Below are 16,133 nucleotides of genomic sequence, written 5' to 3'. Positions count from 1 at the left end.
GCTATTTGGTGGTGGTGACGATGTCGCGGATCGGTTGCCCATTCGCATCGAGCAGGCGGACGCAGAAATCGCTGAGGCCCGGGCCGTTGATCACCGCGCCGCGGATGACGTTGCGACCCTTGCGCAGCGTCAGCGGGCGCGAAAGGACATCGTCCATCACCATCCGGCGATCGCCGTAGAGTCCCGCTGCCTCCGCGCCGTTGACCCACCACATCGATGCCGAGTTCGAGCCGACCGCAAGCCTGACGCCGCGCATCTCGCGCGGGGCCTCGACCACCGTCACCGCCCAGAAAATCACGCCGTAGACCGGCTTGCCGAGGCTCTGCGCGAGGTTGAACAGCTTGGCGTCGAAGCGCGTCGCATCGAGCGCGTGCCAGCGCGGCGCCGCAGCGATCTTTGCGGCCTCGCCGTCGCGCGGCACCGCCATCGGCGGACCTTGCGGGAGCGAGGCGGCGAAGGCCGCGCGGACGTACGCTTCGGTGAAGCCGGTATTGCTGCGGTTCGGCTTGACGATCGGCTCGAGCAACAACCAGCGCTGGAGGAAGCCGTCGGCGTCGGGCGCCTTGGGCGCCGCTGTCGCCGGAACGAAATAGTCCGCCAGCGGGGGCGGGGCGGGCGGTGCGCCTTGCGCGCCCGCGTACGCTGGAAGCGTCAGGCAGAGTGCCGCCAGAGCGGCGTGCCGTATCGAGATCGTCATTTTGCGGCGTCTCCACTTGCGGATTTGCTGTGCGTGATGCCGGTCATCTCGAGCCAGCGGACAAAGGCGTCGAACCAGCCGGTGCTCGTCGTCCCCGCCTTGCCGAGCCCGAAGCCATGGCCGCCCTCACCATAGAGATGGAATTCGACCGGCCGCCCGGCCTGCTGCCACGAATCGATCAGCCCGAGCCCCTTGCGCGCGAACAGCGGGTCGTTTGCCGCGAGCACCGCGAACAGCGGTGGCGCATCGGCGGCGACCTGGACCGCCTCCATCGACCCATAGATCGGCGCGAGGAAGGCGGGGCGCAGCTCGGGGGCTTTCAGCGCGGTCGCCATCGTCGTCATCGCGCCCGCCGAAAAGCCCATCATGCCGATCCGCGCGGGATCGACATGCCATTCGCCCGCGCGCGACCGGATCAGCGCAAAGGCGGCGCGTTCGTCGGCGATCGGCTCGGCGAGCCCGGCCGCCGCATCGCCGGGGCGCATGCGCGAGTCGGCCCGGCCCGCACCCGCGAACATCGCCGTGACCGCCTGTTCGAACTGCGGCATGCCGGCAGGCGTCGGCTTGAGCCGGTATTTGAGGACGAACGCCGCGATGCCGTGGTCGGCGAGCGCGCGCGCGACGCGCCAACCCTCATTCTCCATCGACAGCATCAGGAAACCGCCACCCGGCGCGACGATCACCGCAGCGCCGGTCGCCTTGGCGGGATCTGGCAGGAACGGCGTCAGCGTCGCTACGCTGACGTTGCGCGTCATCGCGACGCCATATTGGCGGAACCACGCCTCGGGCGCGCTCGACCCCGCGACGCCGCCGGTGCCGAGCGCAATCGCATTCGGCTCGGCCGGCGCCGCGGTCGGCACCATCCGCGCGTCCTGCGCGAGCGCGGGCATCGCCAGCGCCAGCGCGAGCCCAGCCAAGCCGCTTCCCCAAAATCGCCGTTTAGTCATCGCCTGTCCCCCTGTGTGTCGATGCCGCGCTCAGGCGAGCAGGATCCGCCGCGCCGCGCCCTCGGGATCATCGACCATGCGGCAGGTCGAATCGAACACCATCGTCTGGCAGCGCACCGGATCGGTCGGTGTCCAGGCGAGCCCCGGCTGGCTCGGATTGCCGGTCCGCGCGAAATTCGCCCAGGCGGTGCTCATCGTCTTGGCGAGCCGCTGCGCATCGGGCGTGTTGCCCGTCGCCTGGTCGCAGCGCGCGGCATTGTCGAAGCAGAAAGCGAGGTCGGCGGTGTGCCATGCGCCCGCGACGCCATCGAGCTGCGGCGACTGCCACTGGAAGAGATATTGATAGACCGGCGCGCCGCCCTGGTCGTGCTTGAGCTTGACCATCTGCTGGACGCGGTTGCGCCCGGCCAGCCCCTGCACGCCATAGGACAAGGTGCGGATCGCCTTTTCGGGATGCGCCTGTTTCATCGCCGCGATCAGCGCATCGGCCTTGGCAGCCCCCATCTTCTTGGTGAGATCGGCGCGCCATTCGGCCTCGCTCGGATTCGAGCCGAAGCCCATGCCTTCCTCGCTGACATTGCCGATCAGCACCGGCACGTCGCGCGAGATGGCGGGCGCCACCTCGGAAAAGGAGCGCACGTCGATCACTTTGCCGTCGAGCGTCGGCCCCCAGCCGACGCGCGGCGTGGTCGACGGACCGCCCATCGGGCTGCCGGGGCCGTTGATCTCTGCCGCCACCTTGCTGCCGGTGGTGAACAGCGTGTTCCAGTCGGCCTTCTGCAACGCGGCGATGTCGGTGACGCCGAGTTCGCGCCGCAGCCGCCGCGAGAAGTCGCGCGACTGTTCGGCGGTCGGGAGCGCGCCGCCGCCGCCCGATTGCACTGCGGCGCGCTGGATCATGCCCTTGGCGCCGGGCATACCGAGCAAGGTCGTCACCTTCGACCCGCCGCCCGACTGGCCGTAGATCATGATCGTCGCGGGATCCCCGCCGAAATTCGCGATATTCTCCTGCACCCAGCGCAGCGCCGCGACGCAATCGGTCATGCTGACATTGACCGACTCGGCGTAGGGCGCGCCGCCGAGCTCGGCCAGATCGAGGAAGCCGAGCACGTTGAGCCGGTGGTTGATCGAGACCTGCACGACATCATGGTTGCGCGCCATCTGCGCGCCGTCGTGCGAGGCGAGTTCGTAGGACGAGCCGAAGCTGAACCCGCCGCCGTGGAAATAGACCATCACCGGCCGCTTGCCGCTTAGCGACGGCGTCCAGATGTTGAGCTTGAGCATGTCCTCGCCGAGGAAACCGTCGGTCCATTGCTGGAGGAAGGTATGCTCGGCGGCGCGGAACGGGTGGAGCGTCTGCGGGCAGTTCGCGCCATAAGCGAGCGTGTTGCGCGGTTCGGTCCAGCGCTTAGGCGGCTTGGCGGGCAGCCAGCGATTCTCGCCGCCGGTATCGTCGCCATAGGGCACGCCCTTGAAGGTGAAGACATGGTCGGCGACATAGCCGCGCACCGGCCCATATTGGGTTCGTGCGACCGCGCTTGGTGGGGTGGTGCAGCTGCCTGCGCCGCGTGCCGCTGTCCCGGCGGCCCTGGCGGGCATGGCCGCCAGCGGAAAGGCGAGGCCTGCCCCGGCGGCGACCGAAGCGAACAGCGCGGAACGGCGATCGACACCTGGCCCGGTCATCTCATCTCTCCTGACACGGCCGCTCGTCCTGGCGGCTCGTCTTGTGCAATCGAGCACCCGGGCGCGGGGCACCGCGGCGGGGACTCGCTGGAAGAAAAGGTAAGCGCAGGTTGGGCTTAGCGTCAATAGTCTGACAAACAGAATTCACCATTCAGACCGTTTGACGGCGATTTTCTTAATCTATGTGAACCGAAAATGAATAGGGCCGTTTAGGCGCCATATTGGCGGCGGCGCTACGCTCCGACAATTCAGGTCCGACGCCAGCCGGTGTTCGATTCGTGTAACTAGGAGCGTACGATGACGGCGAAGGCACAGGCGGACCTCGAGGCAGCGACCTCGGGAGATCGCGCACGCGGCAAGACCGCGTTGCAGGCGCTCAATTTCTTCATGGCGGACATGCAGGCGGGGATCGGCCCGTTCCTCGGCGTGTTCCTGCAGCAGCGCGGCTGGACGTCGGGGCCGATCGGCACGGTGATGACCGCGGGCGGCGTCGCAGGCATGTTGATGACCGCGCCCGCCGGTGCGTTCATCGATCATACCGAGAAGAAGCGGCTGGTCGTCATCGTCACCGGTATTTCGACCGTGCTGGCGTCGTTCCTCATCCTGCTGTCGCAATCGGCGTGGGTCGTCACCGTCAGCCAGGTCGCAACCGCGATCGCCGGCGCGGCGATCGGTCCCGCCGTGGCGGGAATGACGCTCGGCATCGTGCGGCAGAAGGGCTTCAACGCGCAGAACGGGCGCAACCAGGCGTGGAACCATGCCGGCAACATGATCGGTGCGGGGCTGTCGGGCTGGCTCGGGTACAAATTCGGCATGCCGGCGATCTTCTATCTCGCGGCGGTGTTCGGCGTGCTCGCGATCCTCTCGGTGCTGATGATCCCCGAAAAGGCGATCGACCACCGCGCCGCGCGCGGACTCGAAGGCAAAGCGAGCGACGACGAGGACAGCGGAAAGGCCGAGGGCTTCAAGACGCTGTTGCAGAACAAGCCGATGCTGATCCTGGCGGCATCGCTTGCCTGCTTCCATCTCGGCAATGGCGCGATGTTGCCGCTCTATGGCCTCGCCGTCGTCGGTGCGGGCAAGGGTAACGCCGCGCTGTTCGTCGCGCAGACCGTCGTCGTCGCACAGGCGGTGATGATCGTCGCGTCGCTCGCCGCGATGCGGATGGCGTCGGGCAAGGGCTATTGGCTGGTGCTACTGATCTCGTTCGCCGCGCTGCCGCTGCGCGGCGTGCTGGCGGGCAGCTTTATCGAGCAATGGGGCGTGTGGCCGGTCCAGGCCCTCGACGGAATCGGCGCGGGGCTGCAAAGCGTCGCGGTCCCCGGGCTCGTCGCGTGCCTCCTCAACGGCACCGGACGCGTCAATGTCGGGCAGGGCGCGGTGATGACGGTGCAGGGGGTCGGCGCGTCGCTCAGCCCGGCGATCGGCGGGTGGCTCGCCCAGGCCTTGGGCTACCACATCGCCTTCTTCATTCTCGGCAGCTTCGCCTTTATCAGCCTCGCGCTGTGGATGGGGTTTGCGGGGACGCTACGCCCGGCCTGCGCGGGGACGCGCAACGAGGACGAGGCGGACGCGCAATGAGCGGGACGATCAGCTGGGTCCATATCGGCGACCTGCACATGGACGAGGCCAATGGCTGGCAAAGCCGCGATCGGCTCGCCGCGATCGTTGCCGAGATCAACGGACCGGTCGGCGACGCGGCGGACTTCGTCTTCCTCCCCGGCGACAACGCGAACCATGCCACGCCCGAGCAATACCGCGTCATCACCGACACGCTCGAGCGGCTGCACCTGCCGTGGCGCGCGATCCCGGGCGACCATGATTTCGAGGGCGGTGATCTCGACGCGTACGAGGCGGCGTTTCCGGAGGGCAACCGGCCCGAGGTCGAGGTGATCGCCGGCCATCGCTGCATCTTCCTCGACATCATTTCGACCGGGTCCGGCGGGCCCGACTTTCGGCTGACGCGGCATCATCACAATCGCCTGCTCGAGGAACTCGCGCGGGCCGAGGCCGAGGGGCAGACGCCGCTGGTCTTCATGCACGCCTATCCCGGCGATCTCGCCGCAGATGGCGAGACGATCGCGCGGATCTTCGCCGATGCGCGTGTCGCCTTCGTCGACACCGGGCACACGCATTATAACGAACTGCTCAACGATGGCCGCGTCGTCTATGGCGCGACGCGCTCGACCGGCGAGATCGAGGAGGGCGGGGGCCGGCCCGGCTTCTCGATCGTCACGGTGCACGATCGCGTCCCGAGCTGGCGCTTCAAGGAAAGCGGTGGCGACTGGCCCTTCGTCCAGATCGTCGCCCCCGCCGACATCCGCATGGTGACGCGCCCCGCCGATCCGCAGCACGTGCCGCGCCCCGGCGACGTCGAGATCGTCGCGAAACTGTTCGGCCGCGTGGCGGAACCGGTGATCCTCTCGATCGATGGCCAGCCCGACATGACGATGACCGCGCTGCCCGAGCCCGCGCTCTGGCGAGCCAGCGTCACGCTTGTCGCCGGGCTCCACCGCGTTACCGTCGCGTGCGGCGCGGATCGCGACACGATCGAGATCCTCGTGCGTGCAAGCGATGATGTCCCGCGCCGCGGCGTGCCCATCGCGCCGGGCCATGCTATCCACAGCATCGGCGCATGGCCCGAGCACGGCCTTGCCGGAACGCAGCTCGGCCCCAACAAGAACGGACGGCATTGGTGATCCTCGCGAACGGCGCGACCTGGGGCATTTGCGCTGCCGCCACCGGCGCAGTGATCACGCGGCCGTTCCGCTTGCCCGAGGCGATCTGGGCGGTGGCCGGCGCGGTGCTGCTCGTCGTGTTCGGGCTGATGCCCGTTCCGGCGGCGGTCGCGGCGATCGGCAAGGGGCTCGACGTCTATCTGTTCCTGATCGGCATGATGCTGCTCAGCGAAACCGCACGCGAGCAAGGTCTGTTCGATTGGGTCGCGGCGACCGCGGCGATCAACGCCAAGGGATCGTCGGCGCGGCTGTTCCTGCTCGTCTATGCGACCGGGATCGTCACCACGACCTTTCTGTCGAACGATGCGACCGCAGTCGTCCTCACCCCCGCGGTCTATGCCGCGGCGCGCAAGGCCAAGGCCGAACCGTTGCCTTTGCTCTTCGCCTGCGCGCTGATCGCCAACGCCGCGAGCTTCGTGCTGCCGATCTCCAACCCCGCCAACCTCGTGCTCTATGGCGGGAAGATGCCGCCGCTCGGCCAGTGGTTCGGCTCGTTCGCGCTGCCCTCGCTCGCGGCGATCGTCGTGACCTACGCGGCGCTCCGCTGGCTCGAGCGCAAGAGCCTAGCAGGATCGTGCGAATCGGATGTCGAGCGCACCCCGCTCTCGACCGGCGGCAAGGCGGCGCTCGCCGGGATCGTCGCGACCGCGGGCGTGCTGATCGGCATGTCGGCGTTCAACCTTTCGCTCGGCCTGCCGACCTGCCTTGCCGGGCTCGCGACGACACTCGGCGTGTGCGCCCTGGCGAAGCGCTCGCCGCTCGCGCTGGCGGGGCAAGTGTCGTGGAGCGTGCTCGCGCTCGTCGCCGGTCTGTTCGTGCTGGTCGAAGCGCTCGATCGCACCGGCGTGATCGCGCAGGTTGCCGCAGCGCTCAAGGCCGCGGCGGCGAACCCGGTACAGGGCGCAGCGCTGTCGGGCACGATCCTCGCGTTCGCGTCGAACCTTATGAACAACCTCCCCGCCGGGCTGGTGGCGAGCACCGCGGTGGCGCAGGTCCACCCGCCGCGCCTGATCGTCGATGCCTTGCTGATCGGGGTCGATCTCGGCCCCAATCTGTCGATCACCGGGTCGCTCGCGACGATCCTGTGGCTCCAGGCGATCCGTCGCGAGGGCGAGGATGTCGGCTTCTGGCGCTTCCTCAAGGTCGGCGCGGTGACGATGACCCCCGCGCTCGCCGCGGCACTCGGCGCGCGGCTGCTGATCGGCTGACCCGCTGGCGCGTTACAGCGCCAGGTCTGGGTGGCGATCGACCTTGACGCGCGTTGCCGCGGGGCGCGGAGTGGTCGCGACCTGCACTGCGGGTGACGGCGTCGCGAGCTCGAGCGTCTCGGCAGTCGCTGCCCAATGCGCCGCGAGCAGATCGGGATTGGCGTTGAGCGCGATGCCATAGGTCGGCACGATCGCGCGGATCTTGGCCTGCCAGGCGGGCGTCGCGAGCCGCGCGCCGAACACCTTCTTGAGCAGATCGAGCATGATCGACGGCGCGGTCGATGCGCCGGGCGACGCGCCGAGCAATGCCGCGATCGACCCGTCCTTCGACGCGACGATCTCGGTCCCGAGCTTGAGCACGCCGCCCTTCTTGGGATCGCGCTTGATGATCTGGACGCGCTGCCCCGCCTGCCACAGCTTCCAATCGCCCTCGACCGCGTCGGGGAAATATTCGCGCAGCGCCTTCAGGCGATCGGCGTCGGTCATGATCAGCTGCCCCGCGAGATATTCGACCAGCGCGAAATCGTCCCAGCCGACCGCGATCATCGGCCGGAAATTGTCGAGCGTGACAGCGGCGGGGAGATCGAAATACGACCCCTGCTTGAGGAACTTGGTCGAGAAGGTCGCGAACGGGCCGAACAGCAGCGCCTGCTTGCCGCCGAGATAGCGCGTGTCGAGATGCGGCACCGACATCGGCGGCGAGCCGACCGCGGCCTTGCCGTAGACCTTGGCGCCGTGGCGCTTGGCGATCGCCGGATTCTCGGTGACGAGGAACGATCCGCCGACCGGGAAGCCGGCATAGTCGTCGGCTTCGGGGATTCCCGATTTCTGGAGGATCGGCAGCGCGCCGCCGCCCGCGCCCGCGAAGACGAAGCGTGCGTTCACGACACTCTTCGCGCCGCCCTGCATCGCGCGATAGGTGACGCGCCACGTTCCGTCGGGATTGCGCTCGAGCTCGCGCACTTCCTGCCCGGCGTGCAGCGCGAAGCCGGGTTTCTGGACGAGCGATCCGATATATTGCCGCGTCACTTCGCCCCAATCGCAATCGGTGCCGAGCGGCGAGCGCGTCGCGGCGAGCTTGGTCGTACGATCGCGGCCCTGCATCATCAGCGGCACCCAGCGCGAGATCTCGGCGAAATCGGTGCTGAATTCCATCCCCGAGAAGAGCGGGCTGGCCGCGAGCGCCGCGTGACGCTTGCGCAGGAAGGCGACGTTGGCATCGCCCCACACCAGATTCATGTGCGGCGTCGAATTGATGAAGGCGCGCGGTTTGGAGAGGATGCCGGTCTTGACCTGATCGCTGAGGAACTGGCGCGTCACCTGGAACTGCTCGTTGATCTCGATCGCCTTGGCGATCTCGACGCGGCCGTCGGCGGTGTTGACCGGGGTGTAGTTGAGTTCGCACAAGGCGGAATGGCCGGTGCCGGCGTTGTTCCAGCCGTTCGAGCTTTCATCGGCAACGGTGTCGAGCCGTTCGACCATTTCGATCGTCCAGTTCGGCTCGAGCTCGCGCAGCAGCACCGCGAGCGTCGCGCTCATGATCCCGCCGCCGATCACCAGCACGTCGACCGAGCGCTCGGGCGGTGCTGCCTCGGCCTGCGCCAGCGGCAGCATCGCGACGCTGCCGCCGGCGATCGCCGAGCCGAGCACCGCGCGGCGCGTGACGCCCTTGCCGGCTTCGACAGTCTCTGGGGGCTTGGGTGCAATCGACACGGTCATTCCTTCGGGTTGGTCGGCGCGCCGCCGGGGGAGCGGCGCGTCAGAAGCGGAAACTCAGCCAGCCGGCGATGAAGTCCGAGCTGCTATAGCCGGCCTGGGTCAGCGACGGGCCGGCGGCGAGATGTTCGTAGCGCCCGGTGAAGGACAGCCGCGACGCGATCGCCCAGACCGCTTGCACGCGGGTGACATCGCCGATCTTGCGGTCGGCGACATTCTGCGTTCCCGCAAAGGGCTGACCGTTGGCGCGGTACACCGCGTCGCGCGCGTCATCGCGCCAGGTCAGCTGATATTCGGCGCTGACGCGGACCTTCTTGATCGGCGTAAAGGCCACCGTCGGCGCGACCGCGACGAGGTTCGACGGCGTCAGCGACAATTGGTAGCTGTAATAGATGTTGTTGCCGAACGGCGCGTAGGCGTTGCGCAGCGTCCGCCCGCCATAGCCGCCGCCGCCGCTGGCATAATCGGCATGGAAGCCGATCCGCGGTGCGGCGCCGGTCTTGCCGAGGCGATAGGTCTGCGCGAAGAAACCGTGCCAGGCGTCGATCCGCTGATCGATGAAATTGCCCCATTGATGGTTGAGCGTCCAATCGATCGTCACCGGTCCGGCATCGCCCCAGACGTGCGCGCCGCCATAGAAGCGCCGCCCCGGGCCGATCCGTCCGCCCCACGTGCCGACCGAATTGCGGCGTCGCCACAGGAACGGATCGACATAGAGTTTCGAGCCGCCGAACCAGTGCGTCGGGACGACCATGCCGAGCGTCACGCCCGAGAAGCGCCGCGCCGGGTCGCTGACATCGTCGTCGATGCCGAGATCGCCGTATGCTGTCGGCTTGAGATCGAACACGTCGACGCGGAAACGGCCGGTGCGCGCCCAGGCGCGGATGCCGTTGAGCGTGTAGCGGATCGTGTTGTTGTCGCGCTGTGAGACGAGCAGATTGGGGCCGTCGGTGAATTCCTGACGGCCATAGCGCGCACCGAGCGCGACGCAGCCGACATCCACGGTAGCCTCGGCGAAATATTGCTGCAGCGTGAGCGCGTTGCGCAGCGTCGCCGCGGGTGCGCCGAGCTCGCGCCCGCTGATCCCGCCATGCGCGACCTCGCCATAGAAGCGCAGATGCGGCCCGACATGCAGATCGGCGCCTGCGGTCAGCCGGCGAATGTCCTGCCGCTGGTGCGGCGTGTTGCGCAAATTGGGATTGGTGGTGAGGTTCATCCGCAACCGCGCCTCGCCCGAGAGCGTCAGATAAACGTCGCCATCGCTGTCGAGCGGGATGAATTTGAGCCGGTCGATCGGATCGTCGCGCTTGGCGGGGTTGCGCAGCACGCGCCAATCCTCGGCCCAGCGCGACAGATTGTAGCCGTTGGTGGTGGCGCCATCGCCCGCCGCCGCCGCGGGATATTCGGTCGCGGCGGGGCTGGCGGCAGGCGCTGCGGTCTCCTGCGCCAGTGCGGGGGTGGCGAGCAGCAGGGCAAGCGGGGTGGTGGCGCGCCGCGCGCGCTTCGGGTTCAGCTTGCCCATGTTATTCGGCCGGCACGGCGTCGGCCGCCATTTGATCGACGCGCACGCTGCGCCCCGCGATCGCGCTGCGGAACTGCTCCATGTCGAGCTTGCCCTCCCAGCGCGACACGACCACCGTCGCCACCGCATTGCCGATGAAGTTGGTGAGGCTGCGGCATTCGCTCATGAAGCGATCGACCCCGAGGATCAGCGCCATCCCGGCGATCGGCACGCTCGGCACGATCGACAGCGTCGCGGCGAGCGTGATGAAGCCAGCGCCGGTCACCCCCGCCGCGCCCTTCGACGACAGCATCGCCACGCCGAGCAGCAGCAATTGCTGGCCGAGCGACAGATCGACGTTGCACGCTTGCGCGATGAACAAAGCCGCCAGCGTCATATAGATGTTCGTGCCGTCGAGGTTGAACGAATAGCCGGTCGGCACGACCAGCCCGACCACCGATTTGGGGCAGCCGGCGCGTTCCATCTTCTCGATCAGGCTCGGCAGCGCGCTTTCCGAACTCGACGTGCCGAGCACGAGCAGCAGCTCGTCCTTGAGATAGCCGATCAGCTTGAAGATCGAGAACCCCGCCCAGCGCGCGACGAGCCCGAGCACGACGATGACGAACAGCAAAGAGGTCGCGTAAAAGGTGCCGACGAGCATCGCCAGATTGGCGAGCGTCCCCGCGCCATATTTGCCGATGGTGAACGCCATCGCGCCGAACGCGCCGATCGGCGCGGCCTTCATCACGATCGCGACGACCTTGAACACCGCGACCGAAATATCCTCGAGCGCGCCGAGCAGCTTGGTTCCGCGATCGCCGATCATCGCCAGGCCGATGCCGAACAGCACCGCGACGAACAGCGTCTGCAGGATGTTGCCCTCGGTCAGCGCCGACAGGAAGGTGTTGGGAATGATCCCGGTGAGGAAGCCGACCAGGGTCGTCGCATGCGCCTTGCTGGCATATTCGGCGACCTTGGTCGTATCGAGCGTGGTCGGATCGATGTTGAGCCCGGCGCCGGGCCGGACGACATTGGCGACGATCAACCCGATGATCAAAGCGAGCGTCGAGAAGAAGAAGAAATAGGCGAACGCCTTGCCGACGACGCGCCCGACCGAGCCGAGATCGCGCATCCCGGCGATCCCGGTGACGATCGTCAGGAAGATCACCGGCGCGATGATCATCTTGACCAGCTTGATGAAGGCATCGGCCAAGGGCTGCAGCGATTCACCTGTCTTCGGATAGAAATGGCCGAGCAGCACGCCCGCGACGATCGCGATCAGCACCTGCGCATAGGTGTGGCGATACCAGGGGCGGCGGGGAGCGGCCGGTATCTCGGCGGCGGGGTTTTGCGAAATCGGGATCACGGCCTTCTCGTCCTCATCCAGGTGGAGCGCCTCTGACGGGCGTTTGAACAGGGAAAGAGTGTGCCGCAGCGGCGAATGCGGGCCGCGCACAAATCGCCATTTTCGCGCAAAGGCCTAGGAATACGGCATTTTCCGATGGAGCCGCGGTCGTCGGTCCCCGATCGATATGCAATATTCGGGACAGAGGCTGGCGCCGTTGTGCCGAAAGTTGCACATTGCGGCCGAACCCGCACCCAACCGAGGCGTGTCGATGCTCTTGTCCCATCGTCCGGTTGCTATGGCAGATCGATCGACCATGACCTGCACCGCGTTTCGAGCCCTGCCGCCTCCCGCCTGGCGCGTCTGCCGCCGGGCGTGCGGATGACGGCGCGCGAAACGTTGAGCGCGGCGCGGCGGTCGCTCGGGCTGCGCTGGGTTATCGTCGTGGCGATCCTCGCGATCGCGGCGGCGTGGATCGCCGGGCGCGTCGCCGAGCAACGCGTCGTCGCGGCGCTGCACCTCCAGGTCGAAAGCGATGCGCGGCTGCGCGCGGCCTTGCTCAACGGCGAGCTCGCCCGCTTCCGCCTGCTCCCGCTGACGCTCGCCGACGATCGTGACGTGATCGCCGCGATCGGTGGCGACATGGCGGCGCGGCGCGCGCTCGACATCAAGCTCGAAGCGCTGTCGCGCGTCACCGGCGCCCCCGTCATCTATGTGATCGGACCCGACGGCGTCACGCTGTCGGCGAGCAACTGGCGATCGCCGCAAAGCTTCGTCGGCGCCGATTACCGCTTCCGCGCCTATTTCCGCGACGCGCTCGCGCACGGCGAGGCGAGCCAATATGCGCTGGGGACGGTCTCGGGCCACCCCGGACTCTACCTCTCGCGGCGGATCGCCAACCGCGGCGTGATCGTCGTCAAGCTCGACTTCGACCGGATCGAACGCGTCTGGGCCGGCGCCGGCGGGATCACGCTGGTGCGCAACCCGCTCGGCATCGTGCTGGTGACGAGCCGCCCGGACTGGCGCTTCGCCGCGACGCGCCCGCTCGCGGCGCGCGATGAGGCGCAGTTTCGCGGCGAAGCGCGCGTCCGCGCCACCGCGCTCGCCCCCTTGCCGGTCGTGCCGCGCGATGGCGAGGAGCGCTTTGTCGGCCTCGGCGCGACCTTCCTCGCGCGCGCCGCAGTCACCGCGCAGCCGGGCTGGCAATTGCTCCTGCTCGAGCCGATCGACGCGGCGGTGACCTCGGCCCGGCGCGCCGCCTCGGTCAGTGCCGCGCTCGCGACGATCGCGCTTGCCGCGCTCGCCTGGGCGTGGCGCCAGCGCGTCACGCTGTCACGCCGCCGGACCGAGGAGCTCGAGCGCGCGGTCGCGCGGCAGACCGCCGATCTGCGGCGCGAAATGGACGAGCGTGCCGAAAGCGAAGCTCGCGCCGCCGAATTGCGCGAGGCGCTGCGCCAGGCCAATCGGCTCGCCGCGCTGGGCCAGATCACCGCGAGCGTCGCGCATGAGACCGCGCAGCCCGTCGCCGCGATCCGCACCTATGCCGCCTCGGGCGCGACCTTGCTCGATCGCGGCGCGCTGGCCGAGGCGCGCGAGAATTTCGTCAAGATCGGCGGGCTGGCGGAACGGATCGGCGCGGTCACCGCGCAGCTGCGCGGCTTCGCGCGCCGCCAGACCGGGGAGGTGCGGCCGGTCGACATTGCCGAGGTGATCGACGGCGCGCTGCTCATCCTCAGGCAACAGCTGCGCGGCGTCGCGCTCGACCTGCCGATGCTCGATCCGCGTCTGGCGGTGATCGGTGGCAAGGTGCGGCTCGAGCAGGTGCTCGTCATCCTGATGCAGAATGCGGTGGAGGCGATCGCCGCGTCCGACACGCGGCGGATCGGCCTCAGCCTGACGAGCGATGCGTCGCACGTCCGGCTCGTCGTCGCCGATACCGGGCCGGGGGTTTCGCCCGAGATCGCGGCGCGGCTGTTCACCCCGTTCGTGACGTCGCGACCGCAAGGGCTGGGGCTCGGGCTGGTGATCGCGCACGACATCATGGTCGAACTCGGCGGAACGCTGCGATTGCTCCCGGGCGAGGGCGGGGCACGCTTCGAGATCGGGATGCGGCGCGCATGACCGAGACCCACCCACCGCGCGAGGTCGCGCTGATCGACGACGATGACGATCTGCGCGCCGCGACGACCCAGCTGCTCAGCCTAGAGGGGTTCAGCGTGCGCGCCTTTGCCGATGCGGCGAGCGCGCTTGCGGTCATCGGTGCGGACTATCCCGGCGTCGTCATCACCGACGTGCGGATGCCGGGCATGTCGGGAATCGAACTGTTCGGCGTGTTGCACGCGCGCGATCCCGAATTGCCCGTCATGCTGATCACCGGGCATGGCGACGTCCAGATGGCGGTCGAGGCGATCAAGGCGGGTGCCTGGGATTTCCTGACCAAGCCGTTCGACCCCGAAGCCTTGCTCGCGGCGACGACGCGGGCGGCGAAGGCGCGCGGCTTGATCCTCGAGAACCGCCAGTTGCGCGCCGCGGCCGATGCCGAGTCGGGCGATGCGCTGATCGGAGCGACCCCTGCTATCGTCCGGCTGCGCGGGCTGATCCCTGTCCTTGCCGACGCTGCGCTCGATATCGTGATCGAGGGGGAGCTCGGCACCGGCAAGGAGCATTTCGCACGGCTCGTCCACCGCGCGGGGCGGCGTGCGCGGCATCGCTTCCTCAAGATCGATTGTGCGACGGTAACGCCCGCGCTGATCGAGCGCGAACTGTTCGTCCGCAACGGCGTCGTCGCGCGCGCTGATCGCGGTACGCTGTTCCTGCACAATCTCGAATGGGCGAGCGACGATTTCCAGAACCGTCTCGTGCGGCTCGCCGAGACGCGCGCCGTCGCGCTCGATGCGCGCGATCCCGATCCGGTGGACATTCGCATCATCGCGGCGGTGCAGGAGGGTGAGCGCGAGCGGGTCCTGCCGGCGCTGTTCCATCTGCTCGCTGGTGTTCCACTGCGCATGCCGCCGCTGGCCGAGCGCGGCGCCGACATCCCGCTGCTCTTCGCGCATTTCCTGACGCGGGCGGCGCGCGAGCATGGCCGCGCCGTACCGCCGATGGCGGATCATGCGTATCGCCTCGGCGAACAGTCCTGGGCGGGCAACGTGCTCGAACTGGAAAAGACCGCCGAGCGGATCTGCCTCGGTCTCGACGAGGGGGGGGCGGTATCCGACATGGGGCTGGCACCCTTGCCCGCACGGCTCGACGCCTTCGAGCGCGCGGCAATCATCGACGCCGTCACCGCCGCGGATGGCGAGATCGCGGTCGCGATCGAGCGTCTGCAGCTGCCCCGCAAGACCTTCTACTACCGGGTGAAGCGTCTCGGTATCGATCTCCGTGCGCTGCGGCGGCAAGCCGGCAGCTGATTCGAAGCCGGATCAGGGCATCCCGAATCGGCGGGACGCCGATCGGCATGCGGTGGAAGGCTATGAGAGCAGGTCGAAACCCGAGGATTTCTGCGGGACTGACGCGGGATTGAAAGAAAAGTGCAAAAAAGGGTTTGACCGAATCTGCGACCCCGCCTAGAGGGGTGTCACCGCAGCGACGGACCGGACGGTTCGCTTCTGCAGTCACCAATTTGTCGGCGCCAAGGTGTCCTCCCAAAAAGAGGGCAAGTCTAGGCGTCGGTATTTTGCGCTCTTTGACATTGTCGGTTTAGATGAAGGGACATGTGGGCGGCGGCTCCGGGTCCAACGTTTTCAAGGCGTTGGTAGCTCGGTTAAAGCTAAGTCGTTCTCATATGTCCTTCACGTATCCATACGTAATGGACGTTTCATTCGGCTTTTGCTGGGTGGGGCGTCTGAAAGATATTGTGCAGAGCGGCTCCTTGAGATGGACGAGATTATCGTGGAATTCCACTGCGATGGTTTTGTGACATAAACTTGAGAGTTTGATCATGGCTCAGAATGAACGCTGGCGGCATGCCTAACACATGCAAGTCGAACGAAGGCTTCGGCCTTAGTGGCGCACGGGTGCGTAACGCGTGGGAATCTACCCTTAGGTTCGGAATAACAGTTGGAAACGACTGCTAATACCGGATGATGACGTAAGTCCAAAGATTTATCGCCTAGGGATGAGCCCGCGTAGGATTAGCTAGTTGGTGTGGTAAAGGCGCACCAAGGCGACGATCCTTAGCTGGTCTGAGAGGATGATCAGCCACACTGGGACTGAGACACGGCCCAGACTCCTACGGGAGGCAGCAGTGGGGAATATTGGACAATGGGCGAAAGCCTGATCCAGCAATGCCGCGTGAG

General features: G+C 67.6%; 11 protein-coding genes and 1 rRNA gene. 6 read left to right on the top strand and 6 right to left on the bottom strand.

What is annotated here, in order from left to right; translation table 11 throughout:
- Position 1 precedes the first annotated feature (1 nt).
- The 3 genes from EAH76_RS16360 to EAH76_RS16350 are packed head-to-tail and all read right to left on the bottom strand — an operon-like array spanning position 2 to position 3,327.
- Positions 2-697 carry an acetylxylan esterase gene (locus EAH76_RS16360; protein WP_140851358.1) on the bottom strand — a complete coding sequence of 232 codons (696 nt, stop codon included), beginning with the start codon at positions 695-697 and terminating at the stop codon, positions 2-4.
- Positions 694-1,644, bottom strand: a complete 951-nt coding sequence (locus tag EAH76_RS16355) for an alpha/beta hydrolase (protein ID WP_140851357.1) — start codon at positions 1,642-1,644, stop codon at positions 694-696. Before EAH76_RS16355 ends, EAH76_RS16360 begins: the two co-directional genes overlap by 4 nt.
- Before the next feature lie 30 nt (positions 1,645-1,674).
- On the bottom strand, positions 1,675-3,327 hold the full coding sequence (locus EAH76_RS16350; protein ID WP_140851356.1) for a carboxylesterase/lipase family protein: 1,653 nt from the start codon (positions 3,325-3,327) through the stop codon (positions 1,675-1,677).
- Between the two features lie 297 nt (positions 3,328-3,624).
- On the opposite strand from EAH76_RS16350, the gene EAH76_RS16345 reads away from it, so the two are divergent.
- Genes EAH76_RS16345 through EAH76_RS16335 form a run of 3 tightly spaced genes read left to right on the top strand, consistent with a single transcriptional unit; the run spans position 3,625 to position 7,273 of the window.
- A complete protein-coding gene (locus EAH76_RS16345) occupies positions 3,625-4,908 on the top strand; it encodes an MFS transporter (protein WP_140851355.1) in 1,284 nt (427 codons plus the stop codon).
- Positions 4,905-6,026 (top strand): metallophosphoesterase family protein, encoded by a 1,122-nt coding sequence (locus tag EAH76_RS16340; protein WP_140851354.1) that lies wholly within the window; start codon positions 4,905-4,907, stop codon positions 6,024-6,026. Before EAH76_RS16345 ends, EAH76_RS16340 begins: the two co-directional genes overlap by 4 nt.
- Positions 6,023-7,273 carry an arsenic transporter gene (locus EAH76_RS16335; protein ID WP_140851353.1) on the top strand — a complete coding sequence of 417 codons (1,251 nt, stop codon included), beginning with the start codon at positions 6,023-6,025 and terminating at the stop codon, positions 7,271-7,273. Before EAH76_RS16340 ends, EAH76_RS16335 begins: the two co-directional genes overlap by 4 nt.
- Positions 7,274-7,285: 12 nt before the next feature.
- Here the strand turns inward: EAH76_RS16335 and mqo are convergent, their stop codons facing one another.
- Genes mqo through EAH76_RS16320 form a run of 3 tightly spaced genes read right to left on the bottom strand, consistent with a single transcriptional unit; the run spans position 7,286 to position 11,853 of the window.
- The gene (mqo, locus tag EAH76_RS16330) at positions 7,286-8,992 is read right to left on the bottom strand and encodes a malate dehydrogenase (quinone) (protein WP_140851352.1); all 1,707 of its coding nucleotides are present in this window, start codon (positions 8,990-8,992) and stop codon (positions 7,286-7,288) included.
- A 40-nt stretch (positions 8,993-9,032) separates the two neighbouring features.
- The gene (locus tag EAH76_RS16325; RefSeq protein ID WP_140851351.1) at positions 9,033-10,511 is read right to left on the bottom strand and encodes an alginate export family protein; all 1,479 of its coding nucleotides are present in this window, start codon (positions 10,509-10,511) and stop codon (positions 9,033-9,035) included.
- A gap of 1 nt (position 10,512) precedes the next feature.
- Entirely contained in the window at positions 10,513-11,853 is a 1,341-nt protein-coding gene (locus tag EAH76_RS16320; RefSeq protein WP_140851521.1) for a dicarboxylate/amino acid:cation symporter, read from the bottom strand.
- 363 nt (positions 11,854-12,216) lie between these two features.
- Here EAH76_RS16320 and EAH76_RS16315 point away from each other — a divergent pair, with 363 nt between their 5' ends.
- From EAH76_RS16315 to EAH76_RS16305, 3 genes are all read left to right on the top strand, one after another.
- On the top strand, positions 12,217-13,956 hold the full coding sequence (locus EAH76_RS16315; RefSeq protein ID WP_140851350.1) for a sensor histidine kinase: 1,740 nt from the start codon (positions 12,217-12,219) through the stop codon (positions 13,954-13,956).
- Complete coding sequence (locus tag EAH76_RS16310) at positions 13,953-15,245, top strand: sigma-54-dependent transcriptional regulator (protein WP_140851349.1); 1,293 nt, start codon at positions 13,953-13,955, stop codon at positions 15,243-15,245. The genes EAH76_RS16315 and EAH76_RS16310 overlap by 4 nt, the downstream gene beginning before the upstream one ends.
- A gap of 512 nt (positions 15,246-15,757) precedes the next feature.
- Positions 15,758-16,133, top strand: a 16S ribosomal RNA gene (locus EAH76_RS16305); the annotation flags it as partial.

The sequence above is a fragment of the Sphingomonas glacialis genome (genome assembly GCF_006439055.1).
GTDB classification, from domain to species: Bacteria; Pseudomonadota; Alphaproteobacteria; order Sphingomonadales; family Sphingomonadaceae; genus Sphingomonas; species Sphingomonas glacialis_A.
Note: the sequence above shows the minus strand (reverse complement) of the source record. Positions and strands in the feature narration are given on the sequence as shown.

What these genes read in the sequence shown, in the direction of transcription:
- EAH76_RS16325 (WP_140851351.1), bottom strand. Translation starts at nt 10,511, where the DNA reads ATGGGCAAGCTGAACCCGAAGCGCGCGCGGCGCGCCACCACCCCGCTT.
- EAH76_RS16360 (WP_140851358.1), bottom strand. Translation starts at nt 697, where the DNA reads ATGACGATCTCGATACGGCACGCCGCTCTGGCGGCACTCTGCCTGACG.
- EAH76_RS16355 (WP_140851357.1), bottom strand. Translation starts at nt 1,644, where the DNA reads ATGACTAAACGGCGATTTTGGGGAAGCGGCTTGGCTGGGCTCGCGCTG.
- EAH76_RS16345 (WP_140851355.1), top strand. Translation starts at nt 3,625, where the DNA reads ATGACGGCGAAGGCACAGGCGGACCTCGAGGCAGCGACCTCGGGAGAT.
- EAH76_RS16340 (WP_140851354.1), top strand. Translation starts at nt 4,905, where the DNA reads ATGAGCGGGACGATCAGCTGGGTCCATATCGGCGACCTGCACATGGAC.
- EAH76_RS16310 (WP_140851349.1), top strand. Translation starts at nt 13,953, where the DNA reads ATGACCGAGACCCACCCACCGCGCGAGGTCGCGCTGATCGACGACGAT.
- EAH76_RS16350 (WP_140851356.1), bottom strand. Translation starts at nt 3,327, where the DNA reads ATGACCGGGCCAGGTGTCGATCGCCGTTCCGCGCTGTTCGCTTCGGTC.
- EAH76_RS16315 (WP_140851350.1), top strand. Translation starts at nt 12,217, where the DNA reads ATGACGGCGCGCGAAACGTTGAGCGCGGCGCGGCGGTCGCTCGGGCTG.
- mqo (WP_140851352.1), bottom strand. Translation starts at nt 8,992, where the DNA reads ATGACCGTGTCGATTGCACCCAAGCCCCCAGAGACTGTCGAAGCCGGC.